Raw genomic sequence first — 20,405 nt, forward strand, 5'->3', positions numbered from 1 at the left:
GAGCAGAATCGCGCCGTGACTGCGTTGATATGGGATCGAAACCGTACCGGACGGTAGGTTACGAAATGGTTGCGGCCGGGTGCTGCTGGCGGGCCCGACGGCGGCACTTCGGGGCCGTCCGACGCCCGGGCGACGCTCTGCGTTAACCTTGTACGGGGCAGTTTTCGCTGCCAGCCAGGTTTTCGCAGCAGCTGAAGGAGAGTAGTTGTCCCGTTCAGCCATGTCCTCCGCCGACGCCATTGGCGCGCGGCTTCGCGACCTCGAGCAACTGACCAAGGGTCCGGCGTGGGCGTTGACGCGTTCGGCGCCATGGGTAATCGCGGTGCTGCAGGCATCCTTTACCCGTACCCGGCCGCAGCTTCCGCTCGAAGAGTTCCACGCCGACGTCGACGCTTTCCTTGAGCAGCTCCGCCGCCAGGATCCGGCGCTGGGCGGCCAGCAGAACGGCAAGCTTTTTGGCGACGAATGGACGCGCAAGCAGTTCCTGACGCGTCGCAACCAGTCCGGCCAGATCGTCTATGAAGTCACCGAGCCCGCCGCCCGTGTGCTCGCCTTCCTGGACAGCCTGTCCAGCGAACGGTCCACATTGAACGGTTCGCGGCTCGGCACCCTGTTGGGCGACGTGGAAAAGCTTGCCAACGAGACCAACCCGGACCAGAGCGCCCGCTTGGAGGCCCTTGAGGAGGAAATCCAAGAGCGGCAGCAGCTGGTGGAGGACATCAGCTCCGGCGAATTCGACGGACTCCTGGATGACGAAGAAGCCGTGGAAGCGGCCGGCAACATCCTGGACCTCGCGGCAAGCCTCCCTGCGGACTACAAGAAAATGCGTGACCGCATCGAGGAACTTGTAGGCGAACTCCGCAACCAGATCATCGAGGAGTCGTTGAGCAAGGGCGCCACCATGGCCCAGGTCCTGGAGGCCGACAAGCGGCTGCGCCAGAGCCCGGAGGGTCGCACCTTCCGTTCATTCACGGCCTTCCTTGAGGATCCGCAGCAACAGTTGCGCTTCCGCTCGGCGATTGGCGAGGTCCTCAGCCGGCAGTTCGCTGACGACCTCACGCATGATGACCGTGAAACGCTGAAGAACCTCGTGGCAGAACTGCGCACACAACACAGCCAGATCCAGCGGATTTACGGCAAGCTCTCCGAGAGCCTGAACACCTACATCCAGAGCGACGACGTCCGGCAGTCGGTCAGCCTGCGGAAGGTCCTAGCCGAGGCCGAGCAGGCTATCCGATCCATGCCTTACGAGCGAGACCGCCCCGGCCTGGCGCGGGGACCCGTGTTGTACAACGCCGGCTTCGAGTCCCTGGCCATGGTCAAGCTCTTCGACCCCGACGAATTTGCCACGCCGCCACGTTTGGCCGATCCCATCGCCTTCAGCGACTCGGACCGCGTGCGCTCGGCGCGTACCGGAAAGGCGAATCCCGCCATCGTGCGGGCGGCGATGGCCGGTTCGGCAACGTTGGGCGAGGCCTGGGAGAACCTTCCCGCTGAGGAACGCCACATCAACACGGTCCGCACCTTGCTGTCCATGGCATTGCAGACGGGCGCCGGCTTTGACCGGGCGGCCTGGGAACACATCGACTTTGAACAAATCGACGGCAGCATCCGCACTGCGTACCTGCCTGTCGTCACGCTGAATAAGGATTCTGATGACTGAGGAAATCACGACGCCGGACGTCACCGAAGCCGGTGAGGTCACCGAAGAGGGGACTGACAGCGTGGAGGGGGCCGCGGAAGTCACCTACGAGGCTGAGCCCGCGGCCGGCCACCCCGACCCGTTCCGGGTCACGCCCCGGGACACTTTCGTGGACGGCGCTGCGCTGTTCCCCGGCGATACCGGCGTGCTGCCCATGAAGGTTCGCCACGCACTGGTGAAGCTTCTGAAGGGTCCGTATATTGATGGCGGCCGCGACGAGAAACTGTGGACCACCCTCCTGGATAACCAGCTGATTCTCCGCAGCCGCCTCTCCGAGCTGTTCCTTACCCTGCAGCTCGACCACGACCGCAAGATCGCCGTCCTCCGCCCTGTCGACCCCGAAACCGTCGGTGCCAGCTCCCGCTCCAGCATCCTCCGCCAGCAACGTGCACTGAGCCGCGTCGAAACCATCGTGCTGCTCCGTTTGCGCCTCCTCCTGGACCGCCACGTCACAGCCCAGACGGACGCCACGATCACCCGCGAGGAAATCTCGGACCTGGTCGCCAACTACACACCGGCCGGCCAACAAGATGCCCTGCGCGACTCAGACGTGGTCACCCGAACCATCACCAAACTCCTGGCCCGCCAACTCCTGCTCGCCACTCCTTTGGAAGACAGCTACACGATTAGCAACGCCCTCCCCCTGGCGCTCCCCTTCGAAAACATCGGCGACATCCCCGCCCAAATCGAAGCCCTGGTGGCAGTAGCAGCCGACGAATCGGGCACGGAGCCGCTGCTGGATCTGGATACTGAAGGTCCCGCCAACGCGGAAGACGGGGACGACGATGCCGAGCATGTGTCCGGTACCGCCGCGGACAGCGACCCAGTAGCAGAGGAGGCAGCCAAGTGACCATCGCAAGCATGCTCCCGCTTGGTGAGCTCACGAACCCCGGCCAGATGCGTTTGGCCCTCGTGCAGGTGGTCAACTGGGGCACGTTCCATGGCGCCCACACCATGCATGTGGACCGTAAGGGCACACTCCTGACCGGCAACTCGGGCGTGGGCAAGTCGACTCTTTTTGACGCGATGCTCCGCGTGTTCGATGCCCGCCCGCGCTCAAACGAGGCCGCTGCCCAGCGATCCGGCGGCGCTGTGGAGGATAAGAGGACCACGTTCACGTACATGCGCGGCAAGGTGGGTGATAAGGCGGTCGGCGATAGTTCGGCGAGTGCCTTCCAGCGCCCGGGTGCCACCTGGTCCGCCGTCGCGCTGACGTTTGATAACGCGGCCGGCACGAAGGTGACGGTCTCCGCGCTCTTTGACTTGCCGAAGAACGGCACGGAGTCCAGTGTCGGCCGTTTTTACGTGATCGACAGTAAGCCGTTGGACTTGGATGCCATTGAGGGGATCGCGCAGAAGCGGTTCACCAAGGGCGCGCTGGAGTCGATCTTCCCGGACGGCCAGGTGTTCGACGTCCACAAGGCATTCGCCGAGCGCTTCCGGAGGCTGCTGGGCATCAACTCGGACCAGGCGCTGCCGCTGCTTCGTGTGATCCAGGCCGGCAAGGGCCTGGGCGGTAGCGTGAACACCTTCTTCCGCGATCAAGTTCTCGATGCTCCGGCCACGTTGGCTGCCGCGGATGACGTGGTGGAGGAATTCAGTAACCTCATGTCCATCCGGCAGCGGTTGGAGGATGTCCGGCAGCAGCGCGACCAGCTTGCCCCGGTTCCGGGCTTGAACAAGGACTATGCACAGGCGCTGCTGGACGCGAACCGTCTCAGGGAGTTGGCTGGCGAGGAATTCGAGGCCTACAAGCAGCAACTTGCTGTCACGGTTCACGCCAAGACGCTCACCCGGTTCAAGGAGCTCGCTCAGTCCAAGGCGCAGGAACTCGCCGCCGAACGCACGGTCCGCGATGCCCTCTCCAAGGAGCTCCGGGACCTTGAGCTGGACTACAACAACCGCGGCGGCAACGCGATATCGGCCATTGAGCAGTCGTTGGAGAACGCAACGGTTGGCCTCAAGCTGCGCCAGCAGGTGGAGGAGGCGGCCAGGAAAGCACTGGCTGATGCCGGTTTGAACCTGGAGTGGTCCGCCGAGGGATGGGACCAGGCGCATGAGCAGGCTGCCGCCCGTTCGGCCGAGTTGAAGGACGATTCGGAGGCGCTCAAGGAGCTGCGGTTCGAGGCGTTCGACGGCCATGCAACCCGGAAACGCGAACTTGCCGCGGCTGAGCAGGAGCTGTTGTCGTTGCGGTCGCGCAAGTCCCTGCTGCCGCCGTCGAGCATTGAAAACCGCGCTGCGATCGCCGCCGCAACCGGCGTCCCGGAAGAGCGGATGCCCTTTGGCGGTGAGCTGATCGACCTCGCCGAGGGGCAGGACCAGTGGCGTCCGGCCGCTGAACGCGCCCTCCGCAACCTGGCCACCACGTTGCTGGTCCCCGGCGAGCACTTCGCCGCGGTCACGCGGTACTTGAACGACAACAGGGTGCGCGGTGCGCTGCGGGCGGTTGACGTCTCCAAGCCACTCGCCGGTGGCGCGCTGGCTGTGGAGGACGTGTCCGACGGCGACCTCTTGACTAAGTTGAACATCCTCACCTCGGGTGCCAACGCCGACGCCGGGGAATGGATCCGTGAGCGGATCGCCCTCGACTTCGCGTACCCGTGCGTGGAGGACCCGGACGAGCTGGCCTCGATGGACAAGGGCCTCAGCCTGGGTGGTGTGGTCAAACGCAACAGGCACACCGTGGAGAAGGACGACCGCTTCACGAGCCGCCAGGATTACGTGCTCGGCTTCGACAACGCATCGAAGCTCGAACTCGTGGCGGCACGTGTGGGCGAGCTGGAGAACGAACTAGCCAAAGCCGCGGAACTGGCGCAAAGCCGTGAAGATTCGCACCAAGGAATGGCACGCCAGCTGGAGGCTCTGCGTCGCGTGGCTGAAGATGAGCGGCCGTGGGAGCAGGTCTCGGCAGCAGTTGCCGCGGACGAACTCGCCAGAATCGAACAACGGCTCTCCGATGCCCTGGCCGCCCAGGCGGACCTTGAGCCGTTGCGGGCCAACATCGAGGGCGTCCGTGAAAAGCACCAGTCCTCCACAGGTGCGGCCGCCGTGCTGCAGAGCGAATACAAAGCGCTCGACCACAAGATGACCACGGCGGACGGCCTGCTCGATGCCGCGAGGTTGAAGCTTGAGCAAGCACCGCCGTCGGGCGCTACCGTCGCCGCGCTGGAACCGTACTTTGCCGGCGTCGCGGATGTATCCGAACTCTATGAGTTGGATAACCTCGCCAACGGCGTCCGGAATAAGCTGTTGGACGAGCTGCACGCGGCCGAATCCCGCAGCCAAGCGACGGCCGAACGGTTGACGCGCATGTTTGAGGCCTTCGTGCGCGATTGGGGCAGTGCCATCAGCGCGGACCACGGCACATCCATCGGTGCTGCCGGCGACTTCGAATCCCGGTATCACGCGATCGTGAGCGACGGACTGCCTGCGCAGGAAGCCGAGTTCCGGCTGTTCTTCAACCAACGCACACACGAATCATTCAGCACGTTGCTGCATCTCCTGGACGAGGAACGCCGGAGCATCACCAGCCGTATCCTGCCGCTCAATGGAATCCTGTCCGAGGTCAACTTCCATGAGGGCAGCTTCCTGGAACTGGACATCAAGCAGACGCTGCCGGCCACGGCCAAGCAGTTCAAGGATGCTATCCAGAACGCGTTGAAGGCCAAGCACAGCCGGCCGCCGCGCGCCGCTGCCACTCCGGTGACGGACGCCGACGACGACGCCGAGCTCACCACCCGCTACAAGTCGCTGGAAACCCTGGTGAAAAGGCTGGGTTCGCAGACTCCTGAAGACCGTCGCTGGCGGGCCGAGGTGCTGGACGTCCGCGGGCACCTGTTCATCCAGTGCAAGGAACACCGCGAGGTGGCTGCGGCCAAGCCAAGCAAAGCCAGTAAGGCAGGCAAGAAGAAAACCGAAGTCTTCATGCACGCCGATACCGGCTCCATGTCCGGTGGTGAGCGCCAGCGATTCACGGCGTTCATCATGGCCGCGGCCCTGAGCTACCAACTGGGCATCGCCGAACAAGGCTTTACGACGTACGGCACCGTGATGATGGATGAGGCGTTCGTCCTGGCGTCCGAGGAATTCGCCGGCGCGGGCATCAAGGCGCTGCACGAGTTCGGGTTCCAGCTGTTGCTGGCCGCTCCGGAAAACGTGATCGACCTGTCCAGGCACCTTGGCTCCGTCACGGAAATCCTCCGGGACAAGCGAACCAACCGCTCGGGCGTGCTCACGGCTCCCGTCATTGCCGGGCCAGGGACCCCCGGTGCCTGGCGGTCCGAAGCCAACCCCGTGGACATCGTCCTGCGTTAGGGTCACCGCCCGCGTGGCCGACCCAACTGACTGGCAGTAGTGGTTGTTATGAGCCCTCATAACAACCACTACTGCCAGCTACATGGGCTTACTTACTCCGGACGCGGTCCAGGAACTGTTCGGTACGGGACTCCAGTCCCGAGATCTGTCGGATCACGACGACGTACGGGTCCGGGTTGATCTCGTTGCGGGGTGGTTCCTTGCGCACATTGGCGCTGCAGCCGAACTCGGCACAGATCAGTGTTCCCACGGTGTTCCCGTCCTTGCCGGATTGCCCGGCTTTCTTGGCGACCCACAGGTAAACGTCGTCCTTGGAGAAAACGTCGCGGCACAGTTCGCAGAGGACCACGCGCCTTTTCCCGGAGCCACCCTCAGGAGCCCGGAGCAGGATTCCGGTGAGTTTGCCCCGGTGTGGAACCACGAGGTACCCGCGCTGGGGCATTTTCTCGTCGCGCCAACCGAGGAATTCGAGGTTGTCCCAGTTGAGTACATCGAAGTCGCGGGGGAGGTTGACCTTGGCTGCCTCGGAGCGGCTGGCGTTGATGAATGATGAACGGATCTGTTGGGCAGTGATTTTCTGCATGGCAAAGCTTCTTTCGGAAATGGTCGACGTCCGCGCGGCCGTTTGGGTGCGCGCGGGATGGCAGGAGACGTCGGTCATCGCAGAAGTAAAGGCACAGCAATAAGACCCTGGAATCGGGTGGTCTGGTGAGCCTAGAGGGATGCCGACGATTGGGGGAGTGCCAAGCAGGCCAAAGCGGCCACCTCGCCAACCATGGCTGCGGCATCTGAAACAGTGCGCACGCTCATCCCCTTGTCGTTCCTTGGAAGCGGTAGTCCGCTGCCGCTATCCTCCCAAAGTTCCGGCGGCGCTGTCCAACGGGAGGTGAGAGGGGGTCGGCCGGAAGGGGGCGGGAGGTGAGAGGGGGTCGGCCGGAAGGGGGCGGGAGGTGAGAGAGGGTGTGATCTGCGTCCCATTGCAGGGAAATTCCGCACCCGAAGGGGATTACGTGACGCAAACGTTTCTTAATTTTCGGCAGGCTAGGCTAGCCTTACTTAGGTTCGCATCACTTACTTAAGGAGTCCCGTGGCTTCCCTTCTCCCACGCCGCGCCCTGCTCAAAACCGCAGGTACCGCGACGGCCGCTATTGCCGCCGTCGCTCTTTCCCTCACTGGCTGCTCCACCGGTCCGGCCACCTCGGCTCCGGCTTCTTCCGAGGCAGCATCCTCAGCTTTCCCCGTGACTATCAAAAACGTCTTTGGTGAGACCACCATCAAGGAACAGCCCAAGCGTGTAGTCACCGTCTCGTGGGTCAATGACGACGTCGCGATCGCCTTGGGCGTTGTCCCCGTTGGTGTCCCCAAGAACGAGTGGGGCAACAACGACAAGGGCTCCACCCCGTGGAAGGACGCAGCACTGGAGAAGCTCGGCGCCGGTTTCGGCACCGACAAGGCTCCGGTCCAGTTCTCCGAAGCGGACGGCATCAACTTCACCGAGATCGCCAAGCTCAGCCCGGACGTTATCCTGGCCGCGTACTCGGGCCTGGAAGAGGCTGACTACAAGAAGCTCAGCGAAATCGCCCCCGTCGTGGCGCAGCCGGAGCTCGCCTACGGCACCCCGTGGCAGGAAAGCACCACCCTGATCGGCAAGGCCCTCGGCAAGGAAGCCGAAGCCAAGAAGCTGATCTCCGACACCGAAGCCACCGTCAAGGACAAGGTTTCCAAGTACCCGCAGATCACGGACAAGACCTTCATCTACGGCAACCTTGAACCAGCCAAGGGCGACGGCGTCAACGTCTACACCGCTATCGACAACCGCCCGCGCTTCCTCTCCGAAATCGGCATGAAGCTCGCTCCGGTAGTAGAGCAGAACACCAAGTCCTCCTCGGACTTCTTCATCGCCTGGTCCGCTGAGAAGGCCAACGAACTCGCTTCGGACGTCTTCGTGACCTGGGTTCCGGACGCCACCACGGCCGACGCCATCAAGGCCGACCCGCTGCTGGGCCAGATCCCCGCCATCAAGAAGGGCGCCTTGGTTGCCGACTCGGACCAGACCCTGACGCTCTCCATCTCCGCTTCTTCACCGCTGAGCCTTCCGTGGGCACTGGACACGTTCCTGCCGCAGCTGGGCAAGGCCGCTGACGCAGCCGGCAAGTAACTGCAATGAAACTGAGTACGACGACGGCGGCCCAGGGGCGGGGCAACGGCACCTTGGTGCCGGCTGGCCCGGGAGGCATCACCCCTGATGCTGCGGGAACCGGAGGGGGAACCGGTTCCCGCGGTACTGCAGGCAAGCGAACCGCTTGGCTGCTGGCCGCCGTCGTCGTACTCGCAGCAGTCTGCGCCGCATCCTTGGCGATCGGCGCACGTGGTCTTCCGCTCTCCACGGTGTGGGAAGCCATCACCAACTTCGATCCGGACGACGGTGACCACGCTGTGGTCATCGCCCGGATCCCGCGCACCGTACTGGGCCTGCTTGCCGGTGCCGCACTTGGCATGGCCGGTGCTGCCATGCAGGGAGTGGCCCGCAACCCGTTGGCCGATCCCGGCATCCTGGGACTCAACGCCGGCGCCGCGCTGGCGGTTGTTGTGGGCATCTACGTTTTCGGCATCAGCTCGCTGACCGGCTACATCTGGTTCGCCTTCATCGGCGCCGCAGTTGCCGCCGTCGTGGTTTATGCGATCGCGTCCATGGGGCGCGACGGTGCGACGCCGGTCAAGCTCGCCTTGGCGGGTGCGGCCCTGAGTGCTGGCCTGTTTTCGTTGATGAACGTCATCCTGGTTTCCAGCCAGGACACCTTTGACCGTTTCCGCTTCTGGCAGGTGGGCAGCATCGGCGGGCGCGATTGGTCCGTGTTGCTGCCGGCGCTGCCGTTCCTGGCTATCGGAGCTTTGATCGTGATGGCCGGCGGCCGAATCCTGAACAGCCTTGCGTTGGGTGATGACATTGCCCGCGGCCTGGGCCAGAATGTCGCCCTCTCCCGCGGCATCACGGCACTCGGCATTGTGCTGTTGTGCGGATCGGCCACGGCCCTTGCCGGCCCCATTGGTTTCGTGGGCCTGGTGATTCCGCACGCCGTCCGTTCGTTGACCGGGCCGGACTACCGTTGGATACTGCCGTTTTCCCTGGTCGCGGCTCCCATCCTGCTCATCAGCGCCGACGTCATTGGCCGCGTGATCCTGCTTCCGGGCGAGGTTCCCGCCGGCATCATGACGGCGATTGTCGGTGCACCCGTCTTCGTCTGGCTGATCCGCCGCGGCAAGGGGGCAGGACTATGACCGCCCTCAAGTCCCGCGCCGAGATGGCACTTAATGCCAATGCTCCCCGGAAACATACCCATCTTTTGTCACTTCGACGAGTACTGAGCCCCACTTTCTTCCTGGGCTTCGCCGTCATCGTCATGTTCGCCGTGTACGTGCTCCTGGGCAGCTACACCGTGACCATCCCCGATTTCTTCACGATCGTCATCAACCACCTGACCGGTGGCGAGAAGATCCCCGGTGCGAGCTTCATCATCATGGAGCACAAACTGCCCCGCGCCACGGTGGGAACGCTGATCGGCATCGCGTTCGGTCTTGCCGGAGCCCTCTTCCAGACCATGCTGCGCAATCCGCTCGCGAGCCCGGACATCATCGGCATCAGCTACGGTGCCAGCGCGGCCGCCGTCGCGGCAATCGTGATCTTCGGTGCATCCGGGGCGGTCGTGTCCGGAGCAGCCTTGGTAGGAGCTCTTGGAGTTGCGGCCATCATCTACGCGATTTCGCGCGGAACCGGTTCGGGTGCCGGTGGCGGCAGCCGTGGCAACGCCGCCGGAAACCGGCTCATCCTTGCCGGCGTAGGTATCGCCGCAGCCCTGCACGCCGTGGTCAACTTCCTCATGACCCGCGCCGACATCCGGACCGCGGCCGATGCCCTCATCTGGCTCAACGGCTCGCTGAACTCGGCAACCTGGGAGCGGGCCGGTGTTCTCACCGTTTCGCTGCTGATCCTGATCCCCGCAGTCATTGCCCTCGCCGGCCCGCTCCGGATCCTCGAACTCGGCGACGACGCCGCTGCCGGACTCGGCATCAAAGTCAACGCCGCGCGGCTGGGACTGGTACTGACCGCCGTCGGGCTTGCCGCCGTCGCAACCGCCGCCGCGGGCCCGGTGGCCTTCGTTGCCTTCCTCGCCGGACCCATCGCCCGGCGCATCGTGCGCAAACCGAGCCTCCCGGCGTCGGCCTTCACCGGTGCGCTGATAGTGCTTGTAGCTGACTTCCTGGCCTCCAACATCGCTCCCGTCGTCCTCGACGGAACCGTCCTCCCGGTCGGCGTCATCACCGGCGCCCTCGGTGCACCCTTCCTGCTGTGGCTGCTGGTCACGTCGAACCGAAAGGAAGCCTGATATGGCCATCCTTAAAGCCCAGGACCTGACGCTCCAATACGAGCAGCGCAAGGTAGTGGAGGGGCTCTCCACCGAGATCCCCGAAGGGAAAGTGACCATGATCGTGGGCGCCAACGCCTGCGGCAAGTCCACGCTCCTGCGTGGCCTCTCACGGCTGCTCAAGCCCGCCGGCGGCGCCGTGACCCTCGACGGCAAGGACATCCACACCCGTCCCGCCCGCGAACTTGCCCGCACGCTCGGCCTCCTGCCGCAGCACCCCACGGCCCCCGACGGCATCACCGTGCGCGACCTCGTGGGCCGCGGCCGCTACCCCCACCAGGGCTTCTTCCGCAGCTGGAGCGCAGCCGACGACGCCGCGGTGCAGCGCGCGCTCGACGCCACCGCCACGCTGGAACTCGCTGAGCGAAGCATCGACGAACTGTCCGGCGGACAGCGCCAGCGCGTCTGGATCGCCATGGCCTTGGCACAGGAAACTGAAGTCCTGTTGCTCGACGAGCCCACCACCTACCTCGACCTCGCGCACCAAGTGGAAGTCCTGGACCTGATTACGGACCTCAACCGCAGCCGCGGCACCACGGTGGCGATCGTGCTCCACGACCTCAACCTGGCCGCCCGCTACGCCGACCACGTCATCGCCATGAAGGGCGGGTGCATCGTGGCCGAAGGTCCCGCGCCGGTTGTGGTCACCGAGGAACTCGTTTTCAACGTTTTCGGCCTGGAATCCCGGGTTGTTCCGGACCCCATTTCAGGTACGCCGCTCATCGTCCCCATCGGACGCCACCACGCAAGCCCCGCTTCAACCAACGAACTGGAGATCGCCTCATGAGTGCACAACCGACACGGGCCAAAGCAAGTGCCGCCGTGGAGCCCATGACTCTCGCCTTCGACGTCACAGTCACCGCGGTGCAGGACTTGAGCCCGAACTTCCGCCGGATCACCTTTGGTGGGTACTCGCTGCGGGACTTCGGCGTAGCCGGCGACACCCTGGACCTGCGCGTGAAGTTGATGATTCCCTCCTTCGACGCTGACGGCAACGTCATTCCGCTGCCCCCTTTCAAGATGGAAGAAGCCGGCTGGTACCAGGAATGGCTGGCCATGGACCCGTCCATCCGCGGTGACATGCGCACCTACACCATCCGTTCCGAGCGTCTCGACGCCGTGTACCCCGAAATCGACATCGACTTCGTCATGCACTTCGACGACGGCCACGGCGGCCCCGCCGCCAACTGGGCCAAAGCCGCCAAGCCCGGGGACTCGCTGACCATCATCGGGCCGAACAACCGCGCAGCACAGTGCACCACAGCCGGTGCCTACGGTGGCATCGAATGGCGTCCCGGACTCGCGCAGCGCATCCTCCTGGCCGGCGACGAAACCGCCGTTCCCGCCATCAGCGCCATCCTCGAAAGCCTGCCCGCGGACATGACCGGCCACGCCTTCCTTGAAGTACCGGAAGCCGGCGATTTCCAGGACATCTCCACGGCCGCGGACATCGAAATCACCTGGCTCGCCCGTGGCGCAGCAATCGGACGCTCCCGTCCGCACGGCGAACTCCTCAAGGAAGCCGTAGCCAAGGCCGTTCCTGTGCCGGGCTGGGTAGGCCTGAAGGGCTCCGACGCAGCCGCCGGCCCCGAACCGGAAGACGTCAACGTAGACCAGGAAATCCTCTGGGAAACCCCGCAGCGCATGGATGCGGCCGCCATCGAAGCCACCAAGAACCCCACGCTGCCTGCAGGCGCGCTGCCGTTCTACGCCTGGATAGCCGGTGAAGCGTTCGTGATCAAGGAAATGCGGCGGTACCTGGTGCGGGACGTTGGCATTGACCGGAAGCAGGTTGCTTTCATGGGGTACTGGCGAAGGGGCAAGGCGGAGGGCTAAGCCTTCTCCTGGGGCGGCCGCCGCGGCGGCCATCCTCGGCGTGCTGCTCCTTCGTCGCTTTGACGCACGCTACCGGATGCCCGATAACCGGCCCTGCACTGACGGACGCTCTCTCACTTCCCGTCTGGTTTTGACGGACGCTCTCTCATGTCCCGTCTGCCGTGTTCACTCTGGGTTGGTTCGGGCTTAACCGGGGGCGGGTAGTTTCGGTGGGGTGCGGGAGGACTTCGGAGCCGGGAACAACGCTCGACGGCGGTATGTCGCCATCGGGGATTCCTTCACCGAGGGCGTGGGGGACCCGAGCAAGGTCCTGCCCAACGGGGTCCGCGGATGGGCCGACCGGGTGGCCGAGAAGCTGGCCAAAGCGGAACCCGGGTGGGAGTACGCCAACCTGGCCGTGCGCAGTAAGAGGCTCCGGCACATCATTGACGAACAGCTCGAGCCGGCCCTGGCCATGGAGCCGTCGCTCATCACGCTGTATGCCGGGGGCAACGACATCCTCGACTTCGGCACGGACATGGATGCGCTCCTCAACGACTATGAGCTGCTCGTCGCCAGGCTAGCCGGTACCGGGGCCACTTTGGTGCTCTTCACCGGGTTCGACGTGAAGGTCTCCGCCGTGCTGGAGCCTTTCAAGAAGCGGAACACCCTGTACAACCAAAGGGTCCGCGACATCGCGGTCAAATACGGGGCCGTCCTGGTGGATTATTGGTGTTTCGATGCCTACCAGGACTCGCGGATGTGGGCCCCGGACAGGCTCCACATGTCCAAGGCCGGCCACAAATATTTGGCAGGCCAGGTCCTGGACCACCTCAACGTCCCCCACAAGATCTCGCCCAAGGAATGGGACCCGCCCCAGCAGATGAGCCTGCGCGAATGGGAGCGACGGCAGCGCCGATGGGTCAACGACTGGGTAGTGCCGCTGTTCGGGAGAAAACTGCGGGGCGTCACCCTGGGGGACTCCACGAAGCCCCGCTGGCCCCAACCCGTCAAAGTCCCTCGCAAAGGTGGTTTGAAGAAGCTGATGGAAGAGCGGGAGGCAGCGCCTTGAACGAGATCCGATTCGTAGCGCTGGGAGACTCCTTCACCGAGGGCGTCGGCGACAAGGATCTGAGGCTCCCCAACAACTGCCGCGGCTGGGCTGACCGCGTGGCGGAGGAGCTGGCCCGGCACGATCAAAGCACGCAGTACGCCAACCTCGCAGTCCGGGGCCGCCGACTCCAACGGATCATTGACGAGCAAATCGAACCCGCTCTGGTCTTGCAGCCCACGCTGGTCAGCTTCTACGCGGGCGGCAACGACCTCCTCATGGCCCGGCCCAACATGGCCAAGCTCATGCGGGATTACGAAGCTGCCGTGAGGCGCCTCAAAGCCAGCGGAGCCACGGTCCTGCTCTTCACGGGCTACAACGTCCCCTTGTCTCCCATGCTTGAGCCGCTCAAGGTGCGCACGGCGATCTACAACCGCACCATCCGGCGGATTGCCGCGAAATACGGCACGCTACTGGTGGACTATTGGTGCTTTGAGAAATTCCAGGATCCGCGGATGTGGGCTCCCGACCGCTTGCACATGTCCACTCCCGGGCACCGCTACATGGCCAAGAAGGTCCTCGAGGTCCTCGGCGCGCCCCACTCGCTCAGCTCGCCGGCCTTCGCCAAGCCCCGTCCGCGGAGCCTCGCCAACAGCATCGCCGACGACGTCGCCTGGCTGAAGCGCGACGTCGGGCCTTGGCTTTCGCGTCGGCTCCGCGGCGTTTCAAGCGGCGATTTCGTGGGAGCGCGATGGCCTGAGCTCATGCCTGTGGTCTTGCCCGAGCGGCTGGGCGCCGGAACAGCGAAACAGCCTCAGCTGTCCAGTAGGTTTTCGTAACCCTCGGCCACGCTCGTGGCGGTGAATTCGATGATCTCGAATTCGGCCACACCGTTGCTGTAGAAGGGGTCCTCGGCCAGCGAGGCATCCAAGGTGGCCCTGTCCACTTTGGACAGCAACACGCCTCCCGTGGCTGGGACGCGACGTCCGGACGCGAGGAAGGTACCGGCGTCGAACGCGTCCTTAAGCCAGGCCATGTGGCCCGGGCGGTGGAAGTCGACTATTTCGTCGGGAACCTTGTAGGTCAAAGAGACTACGAACATGTCGCCAGCCTACCGTTCGGGGGCCGGTGGCCGACTGGGAAAGCAACGAATTCTCATAAGATGGATCCATGACTCAAACCCGCTGGCTGAACGCCGACGAACGCCGTGCCTGGCTGGCCCTCCTGAGCATCAACACCTTGCTCCCCTCGGCGTTGGACACCCAGCTTCAATCCGCCGGCAAACTCTCCCTGTTCGACTACAACGTGCTTGCCATGCTCTCGGAGACAGAGGGCAGATACCTTCCCATGAGCGAGCTCGCCGCGCGAACAAGTGCCTCCTTGTCGCGCCTCTCGCACGTGGTCACCAAGCTGCAGAAACGTGGCTGGGTGGAGCGGCAGGCGCACCCCGGCGACGCCCGCGTCACCGTGGCCCACTTGACCGACGCCGGCATGTCCACCATCGTTTCCCTCGCCCCGGGGCACGTGGAGTCAGTTCGCGCGCTGATGCTGGATTCGCTGACTCCCGACGACGTTGCGGACCTCGCGCGCATCGGCGAGAAGATCGTGGCCCGCTTGGACAACAACCACTGGATCCTTCGTGACTCGTGATCAGGGACGCCCGGGGCTTTGTGGGCCCGACTGTTGAAGTGGCAGACTGACGGCATGGATTTTTCTGCCCGCTATGTTGCCCTGGGGGACTCGTTCACTGAGGGCGTCGGCGACGACGATTCCACCCGGCCCAATGGCGTCCGAGGCTGGGCCGACATCATGGCAGGCCAACTTGCCCACAGCAACGCGGACTTCGGCTACGCCAACCTCGCCATCCGCGGCCGCAAGCTCCGCCAGATCATGGCAGAGCAGGTGGATGCCGCCGTCGCGTTGAGGCCCACCCTGGTGACGCTGTACGCGGGGGCCAACGACATCCTGCGGCCCAAGATCGATATTGACTCGCTGCTGGAAGAGTACGACGCCGGCATCGCCAAGTTGAGCGCGTCGGGCGCCACCGTGGTGCTCTTCACGGGCTTCGATGCCAAGGGTTCCAAAGTGTTCAGCGCCATGCGGGGCCGGACTGCGATCTACAACGAACTGGTGCGCGAAATCGCCGAAAACCATGGCGCGTTGCTGGTGGACTACTGGCGTTTTGATGAATACGACGATTGGCGCCTGTGGGGCGAGGACCGGATGCACATGTCCACTGCCGGCCACCTCAACATGGCCAAACGCGTGCTGGACGTCCTGGAGCACGAGCACGTGATCGAGGTACCGGAACTGGCGCCGATGCAACTGAAGAACCGTGTGGAAGCCTTGCAAGCCAATGCGCGTTGGCTGCGCGAATCTGCCGTGCCATGGGTGGCGCGTCGCGTGCGGGGCGTGTCCTCCGGCGACGGGTTGACCCCTAAGTATCCCGAACTGATCCGCCCGCTCTAGGTTCCCTCACGCCGTATTTCGGAAGCCCGGCGTGGCGAGCAGCGTCCCGTTCCGGCGCACCGCGAGCACTTCGGCGTCCCATTTCCCGACCGCTTGATCCAACATACGCGGCCCTCCGGCGACGATCGCCGTAGCCAGGACATCGGCGGTGACGATGTCCATCGCCGCGACCGTCACTTGGGCGAACTCCGGCGTGCCGGAACCGACCGCCCAAATGTGTTCGCCCCGTTCAGCCGATCCCGACGTCGCGAGCGCGCTCATCGTCCGCAAGGGGTAGGCGCCCAGTAGCGCTTGGCGATCAAGCGGGTCCATGATGCCGGCCAGCCAAGGTTGCTTGGTGTCCGGCTGGGGCGATCCGCTTACCAGCACGTCCCCGCCGGCGTTCAGGCACCAGTTCCACAGCCCGAGGGCGCTCAGCGACAACGCGGCTTCGCGTGCGGCATGGGCTTTGACGATTCCGGAAAGGTCCAGGGCGCCGTCCGGCCGCTCGGCCGTGAACGCCCCGTCGGTGGCCAGCCTCCACTCCGACGCCTCGGCATACAGATCCTGCATGGACTCGGAGGCATACGCCAGTGTCAGTTCGCCGCGGGCCAGACGGCTCGCTTCGGATCCTCTCCGGTAGAGGCTGAAGGTCACGTCAAATTCCGCGAAAATGCCTTCGACGACGGCGACGGCGGACTCGAGTTCGTCAATGGCCGTTTGAGCGTAGCTTGCACTGGCCACAGTCAGGCTCACCACTGTGCCCATGCTGCCGAACGTGCGTGTCCGGAGCCGCGGTTCGCTAGAAGTTGGCTGCATCGAGGGCTGCCTGGAGGGAGGTGAGGTAGGCGTCGCTGGTGACTGTCGCGCCGCCTATGGTTTGGACATTGGCTGACTGGGCTTGGAGAACTTCGGATCTCAAGACCGGAGCTGCCCGGCTGCTGATCTGTGCCGACTTCCGTTCGGCATCGGTGAGCTGCAGCGGAGTGACCTCGGTGATCTTGCCGTCCTTGATGGTCACCTGGACCTGGACTGTACCGAAGCGGGTCTGGACGGACGCGCCGTCGTACGTTGCCGCCGTCGTGCTGCCCGCGGTATTACCGCCCTTAGTGGACGTGCTGCTCAGGCTGGTGGTGGTTGTGGTGCCGGTTTCGGCCACGTGCGCACCGGATTGCCAGCCTGCGAGCATGATCCCGGCCGAGGCGAGGGCGGTTGCCATTGCTGCGCGGATTCTCACCAGTCGAACCTTTCGTAGTGGAGTTGCTCCGCCGGTACGCCGGCGGCCTGGACGTCGCGGATCACGGAAGCTGCCCAGGGAGCCGGACCGCAGACGTATACATCAGCGTCGGCGATGCCGGGAGCATAGGAGCTGAGCGTGAATCCGGCCTCGGACGCAGACTGGGGGAGCCATGGGCTAATGCCGGTGGATCGCGGGCCCGTCAGATGGAAGAGCGTGGCGCCGCGTGCCTGGCAGAGCGCCATGATTTCCTGGCCGAGGAAGAGCTCGGATTCGTCGTGGCCGCGGAGGAGGATTGTTGCCTGGCCGGGTTCGAACGGCGTGGATTCGAGCAACGAGCGCAGCGGAGTAATGCCGATGCCGGCGCCGATCAGCACCACGTTGTTACGGGATCGTGCCGCCGTACTGAACATTCCGTAGGGGCCTTCGATCGCCACCTTGGTGCCCGGCTTGACGTGGGCGAGGCGTGCTGAACCGTCGCCAAGGTTGCGGACGGTGATGCGCAATTTTCCTCGGCCTTTTGACGTGGGGCCGACTGGTTCCGCGGACAGGCTGAAGGGGTGCGGCTGCCACCAGAACCCCGGAGCCAGGAACCTCCAGAAGAAGAATCGTCCACCGGACCCGGCAAGGCGTTCCAGGTGCCGTCCGGTCATTTCGATGCTGAAGACGTCTGGGCTTACCCGGACCACGCGGCTGACCGTGAGCTGGTGCCGGAAAGTGGCCGCCAGCGGTTGGTACACCCTGTAGAGGAGAAGTGCGGCGCCCGTTGCGATGCAGAAGGCCAGCCAATACCAGCGCTGCCACGTGCCCTCGGCGAAAAGCCCGCCGACGCTGAACTGATGAGGGATGGCAGTTGTCACAGCGGCATAGGTGAGCAAGTGGATCGCATACCAGAATTCGTAAGGGAAACGGCGTCGAACGGCTACCAGCGATGTCACCACCACTGCAATGAACAGCGCCATGGAAACGAACGCCAGCCACATGTCCGGAACGTCGACCCAGAGGGACACTGACTCGCTGATCGGATCAAGTCCCTCGGCTGCGCCATATCCAATGGCGATGAAAAGCCCGTGGGCAAGGAGCAAGTAGAGCGTCGGCTTGCCCAGGGTCTTGTGGATTTCCAGGGCCCGGTCATGCCCGATCGTGTTGTCGATAAACGGGATCCTCGCGGCCAGCAGGAGCATCAGCAGCACCATGTCCATGCCAATCAGTCCGGCCACGATGCCCAACGCCGTCATGGTTCCGGCGAACGACGAGAACCCGCTCGCGCCGCCGTCGGACAACCACAAGGCGACCGCAGCAACCGGTGACACCCACGCCAGGAAACCCAGGACGTCGGCCCGGACCAGCCGACGTCGCGCTTGCGGACGAAAGCGTTCGACGGCGGGTGGTGCCGCTTGCGGGGTCCGCGCCGGCGTGCTTTCCACCGGAGTTTCAGGGGTCAGTAACGAGGTCATGACCTAAGACTCGCCAAGCATCCTTTCGTTCTGCTGTGAAAGAGCTTTCGAGGGCGTATGATGCCGGATTGGTCTTAATTTGGCCTGGCCCGTAGAATAGTTAGGCGCTAGGTAGTGCGGATCGTGTGCAATTGCTCCGGTTGGTGGTGAACGTCAGTCTGACTGGCATCCCGTTGGCCGGTAGTTAGGGGCTCAAGTTGCGTGCATTCCTGTATTCGCCCGGTATCCCAGGACCTGATTCAGTGTTTATCACTGCCCGGTTCTGAGGCCAACCTTCTTCGCCGCACCTGCTGCGGAAACTACCGAAATGGTTTGGACCGGATGCGGACGCTGCCTGTCGCACGGTAACGCAGGAACATCTGCACGCCGTTACATTCAATCTTTGGAGGAGAGTCATGGCAGCACACTGCCAAGTGACCGGAGCCGAGCCGGGCTTTGGACACAGCATTTCGCACTCGCACCGTCGCAACAAGCGTCGGTTCGACCCGAACATTCAGAAGAAGCGCTACTGGGTTCCGTCCCTGCGCCGTAATGTCACGCTGACCCTGTCAGCCCGTGGCATCAAGACAATCGACGTACGCGGCATCGACTCAGTCGTCGCCGACATCCTGGCACGAGGAGTAAAGCTCTAATGGCAAAGGACAAGGACGTACGTCCGATCATCAAGCTGAAGTCCACTGCGGGCACGGGTTACACCTACGTAACGCGCAAGAACCGTCGTAACGATCCTGACCGTCTGGTCCTGAAGAAGTACGACCCCAAGATCCGCCAGCACGTCGAATTCCGAGAGGAGCGCTAAACACATGGCAAAGAAGTCCAAGATTGCTCGCAACGAGCAGCGCAAGGTCATTGTTGAGCGTTACGCTGCCAAGCGTCTCGAACTGAAGAAGACCCTGGTTGACCCCAACGCGACTGACGAAGCACGCGAAGCTGCACGCCTCGGCCTGCAGAAGCTGCCCCGCAACGCCTCCCCGATCCGTCTGCGTAACCGCGACCAGATCGACGGCCGTCCCCGCGGCACGCTCCAGAAGTTCGGTATCTCCCGTGTTCGCTTCCGCGACATGGCACACCGTGGTGAGCTCCCGGGCATCACCAAGTCTTCCTGGTAATCACGAAGCTCTGAAAGGGCCGGCAACCGTTGTGGTTGCCGGCCCTTTTTGCGTTTAAGCGCGCTGGTTCCGGGAGAGGGGTGCTTGTTCCTGAGCGAGGCGCGGGTCGAGTGGTTGGCTGGGGTCGAGTGTTGGCTGGGGCTGGGGCGGCGGTCGTCTTCCGACGCTCTCTCACTTACGGGCGTGTTTGACCGGTCCTTCTCTCGGATGTGACCACCGATCGACCGTCGCTCTCTCACTTAGTCGCCGTTTTCGGACGTCGCTCGCTCACCTACTCGCCGTTTTCGGGTGACGGTCTCTCACTTCCTGTGGGGGTGGGTCGAAATGTTCTCTCGCTTTGAGTCGGTGTTCGACGGCGGTTGTTGGCTTTGGTGCTTTGATGGCGGTTGGGTGGCGGGTGGCGGGTGGCGGGTGGCGGGTGGCGGGTGGTGGTTTGGGTGGTGTGATGGGGTTCACTGGGGTTTGTTTTGGTTGTTTTTGGGGTGGTTTGGTGGGTTGGTGGGCTTGTTGGTCCGGTGTTTGTGCGGGTTTTGGGTGGTGTTGGGGTGGATTTGTTTCGGGGCTGGTGGGCGTGTAATGTCTTCTGAGTCGCCGCGAGTGAGACAGCCTGGAGCTGGAAGCCGCGGAGGCCAAACCCCTTTTTGATGACAGCCTGGAAATGGCCGCTTTTGAGCGTGCCGGTGCCGGGTGGGGGCCTGGGATTGGATCGGGAATCGCGGAAACGCTGATTTGCAAAGGTCTGGTTGATCGGGTAAGTTTGAAAAGTTGCTCCGGAGCGATCCTGGACCCTGTGGGGGTGTGGGTGGTGCCGGTAGTGTCTGTTGTTTGAGAACTCAATAGTGTGC

Annotated in this window: 20 protein-coding genes; 15 read left to right on the forward strand and 5 right to left on the reverse strand. The window is 63.9% G+C overall.

Annotated elements, in window-relative coordinates; all coding sequences use genetic code 11:
* Nucleotides 1-205: 205 nt before the first annotated feature.
* From ACFRJ9_RS07985 to ACFRJ9_RS07995, 3 genes are read left to right on the forward strand one after another with little or no spacing between them, the layout of a single operon-like run.
* Nucleotides 206-1,663 (forward strand): DUF3375 family protein, encoded by a 1,458-nt coding sequence (locus tag ACFRJ9_RS07985; RefSeq protein WP_377666210.1) that lies wholly within the window; start codon nt 206-208, stop codon nt 1,661-1,663.
* Nucleotides 1,656-2,552, forward strand: a complete 897-nt coding sequence (locus ACFRJ9_RS07990; protein WP_377666212.1) for a DUF4194 domain-containing protein — start codon at nt 1,656-1,658, stop codon at nt 2,550-2,552. The genes ACFRJ9_RS07985 and ACFRJ9_RS07990 overlap by 8 nt, the downstream gene beginning before the upstream one ends.
* The gene (locus ACFRJ9_RS07995) at nt 2,549-6,019 is read left to right on the forward strand and encodes an ATP-binding protein (RefSeq protein WP_377666214.1); all 3,471 of its coding nucleotides are present in this window, start codon (nt 2,549-2,551) and stop codon (nt 6,017-6,019) included. The genes ACFRJ9_RS07990 and ACFRJ9_RS07995 overlap by 4 nt, the downstream gene beginning before the upstream one ends.
* Nucleotides 6,020-6,107: 88 nt before the next feature.
* Here ACFRJ9_RS07995 and ACFRJ9_RS08000 read toward each other — a convergent pair whose 3' ends face one another.
* The gene (locus ACFRJ9_RS08000; protein WP_377666216.1) at nt 6,108-6,602 is read right to left on the reverse strand and encodes an FBP domain-containing protein; all 495 of its coding nucleotides are present in this window, start codon (nt 6,600-6,602) and stop codon (nt 6,108-6,110) included.
* Nucleotides 6,603-7,106: 504 nt separating this feature from the next.
* Here ACFRJ9_RS08000 and ACFRJ9_RS08005 point away from each other — a divergent pair.
* From ACFRJ9_RS08005 to ACFRJ9_RS08035, 7 genes are all read left to right on the forward strand, one after another.
* Nucleotides 7,107-8,177 (forward strand): iron-siderophore ABC transporter substrate-binding protein, encoded by a 1,071-nt coding sequence (locus ACFRJ9_RS08005; RefSeq protein WP_377666218.1) that lies wholly within the window; start codon nt 7,107-7,109, stop codon nt 8,175-8,177.
* 5 nt (nt 8,178-8,182) lie between these two features.
* A complete protein-coding gene (locus ACFRJ9_RS08010; RefSeq protein WP_377666220.1) occupies nt 8,183-9,298 on the forward strand; it encodes a FecCD family ABC transporter permease in 1,116 nt (371 codons plus the stop codon).
* Nucleotides 9,295-10,404, forward strand: coding sequence for a FecCD family ABC transporter permease (locus tag ACFRJ9_RS08015; RefSeq protein WP_377666222.1), 1,110 nt, complete (start codon nt 9,295-9,297; stop codon nt 10,402-10,404). The genes ACFRJ9_RS08010 and ACFRJ9_RS08015 overlap by 4 nt, the downstream gene beginning before the upstream one ends.
* A 1-nt stretch (nt 10,405) precedes the next feature.
* Complete coding sequence (locus ACFRJ9_RS08020) at nt 10,406-11,230, forward strand: ABC transporter ATP-binding protein (RefSeq protein ID WP_377666224.1); 825 nt, start codon at nt 10,406-10,408, stop codon at nt 11,228-11,230.
* Nucleotides 11,227-12,279, forward strand: coding sequence for a siderophore-interacting protein (locus ACFRJ9_RS08025; RefSeq protein ID WP_377666226.1), 1,053 nt, complete (start codon nt 11,227-11,229; stop codon nt 12,277-12,279). The genes ACFRJ9_RS08020 and ACFRJ9_RS08025 overlap by 4 nt, the downstream gene beginning before the upstream one ends.
* Before the next feature lie 214 nt (nt 12,280-12,493).
* Nucleotides 12,494-13,330 (forward strand): SGNH/GDSL hydrolase family protein, encoded by an 837-nt coding sequence (locus ACFRJ9_RS08030; RefSeq protein ID WP_377666228.1) that lies wholly within the window; start codon nt 12,494-12,496, stop codon nt 13,328-13,330.
* A complete protein-coding gene (locus ACFRJ9_RS08035; protein WP_377666230.1) occupies nt 13,327-14,148 on the forward strand; it encodes an SGNH/GDSL hydrolase family protein in 822 nt (273 codons plus the stop codon). The genes ACFRJ9_RS08030 and ACFRJ9_RS08035 overlap by 4 nt, the downstream gene beginning before the upstream one ends.
* Here ACFRJ9_RS08035 and ACFRJ9_RS08040 read toward each other — a convergent pair.
* Nucleotides 14,124-14,411, reverse strand: a complete 288-nt coding sequence (locus tag ACFRJ9_RS08040; protein ID WP_377666232.1) for a YciI family protein — start codon at nt 14,409-14,411, stop codon at nt 14,124-14,126. The genes ACFRJ9_RS08035 and ACFRJ9_RS08040 overlap by 25 nt on opposite strands.
* A 68-nt stretch (nt 14,412-14,479) precedes the next feature.
* Here ACFRJ9_RS08040 and ACFRJ9_RS08045 point away from each other — a divergent pair, with 68 nt between their 5' ends.
* Nucleotides 14,480-14,959, forward strand: coding sequence for a MarR family winged helix-turn-helix transcriptional regulator (locus tag ACFRJ9_RS08045; protein ID WP_377666234.1), 480 nt, complete (start codon nt 14,480-14,482; stop codon nt 14,957-14,959).
* 54 nt (nt 14,960-15,013) lie between these two features.
* Nucleotides 15,014-15,778, forward strand: a complete 765-nt coding sequence (locus ACFRJ9_RS08050) for an SGNH/GDSL hydrolase family protein (protein WP_377666236.1) — start codon at nt 15,014-15,016, stop codon at nt 15,776-15,778.
* A 6-nt stretch (nt 15,779-15,784) separates the two neighbouring features.
* Here the strand turns inward: ACFRJ9_RS08050 and ACFRJ9_RS08055 are convergent, their stop codons facing one another.
* From ACFRJ9_RS08055 to ACFRJ9_RS08065, 3 genes are read right to left on the reverse strand one after another with little or no spacing between them, the layout of a single operon-like run.
* On the reverse strand, nt 15,785-16,576 hold the full coding sequence (locus tag ACFRJ9_RS08055) for an FAD:protein FMN transferase (RefSeq protein WP_377666238.1): 792 nt from the start codon (nt 16,574-16,576) through the stop codon (nt 15,785-15,787).
* A complete protein-coding gene (locus ACFRJ9_RS08060) occupies nt 16,560-16,976 on the reverse strand; it encodes an FMN-binding protein (protein WP_377666240.1) in 417 nt (138 codons plus the stop codon). Before ACFRJ9_RS08060 ends, ACFRJ9_RS08055 begins: the two co-directional genes overlap by 17 nt.
* Before the next feature lie 14 nt (nt 16,977-16,990).
* Nucleotides 16,991-18,451, reverse strand: coding sequence for a ferric reductase-like transmembrane domain-containing protein (locus ACFRJ9_RS08065; protein WP_377666242.1), 1,461 nt, complete (start codon nt 18,449-18,451; stop codon nt 16,991-16,993).
* Between the two features lie 395 nt (nt 18,452-18,846).
* Here ACFRJ9_RS08065 and rpmB point away from each other — a divergent pair, with 395 nt between their 5' ends.
* Genes rpmB through rpsN form a run of 3 tightly spaced genes read left to right on the forward strand, consistent with a single transcriptional unit; the run spans nt 18,847 to nt 19,560 of the window.
* Nucleotides 18,847-19,083, forward strand: coding sequence for a 50S ribosomal protein L28 (gene rpmB / locus ACFRJ9_RS08070; protein ID WP_011776361.1), 237 nt, complete (start codon nt 18,847-18,849; stop codon nt 19,081-19,083).
* Entirely contained in the window at nt 19,083-19,250 is a 168-nt protein-coding gene (gene rpmG, locus ACFRJ9_RS08075; RefSeq protein ID WP_003798558.1) for a 50S ribosomal protein L33, read from the forward strand. Before rpmB ends, rpmG begins: the two co-directional genes overlap by 1 nt.
* Nucleotides 19,251-19,254: 4 nt before the next feature.
* Nucleotides 19,255-19,560 carry a 30S ribosomal protein S14 gene (gene rpsN / locus ACFRJ9_RS08080; RefSeq protein ID WP_011776360.1) on the forward strand — a complete coding sequence of 102 codons (306 nt, stop codon included), beginning with the start codon at nt 19,255-19,257 and terminating at the stop codon, nt 19,558-19,560.
* Nucleotides 19,561-20,405 lie beyond the last annotated feature (845 nt).

It is taken from the genome of Paenarthrobacter sp. NPDC056912 (genome assembly GCF_042786555.1).
Lineage (GTDB): Bacteria > Actinomycetota > Actinomycetes > Actinomycetales > Micrococcaceae > Arthrobacter.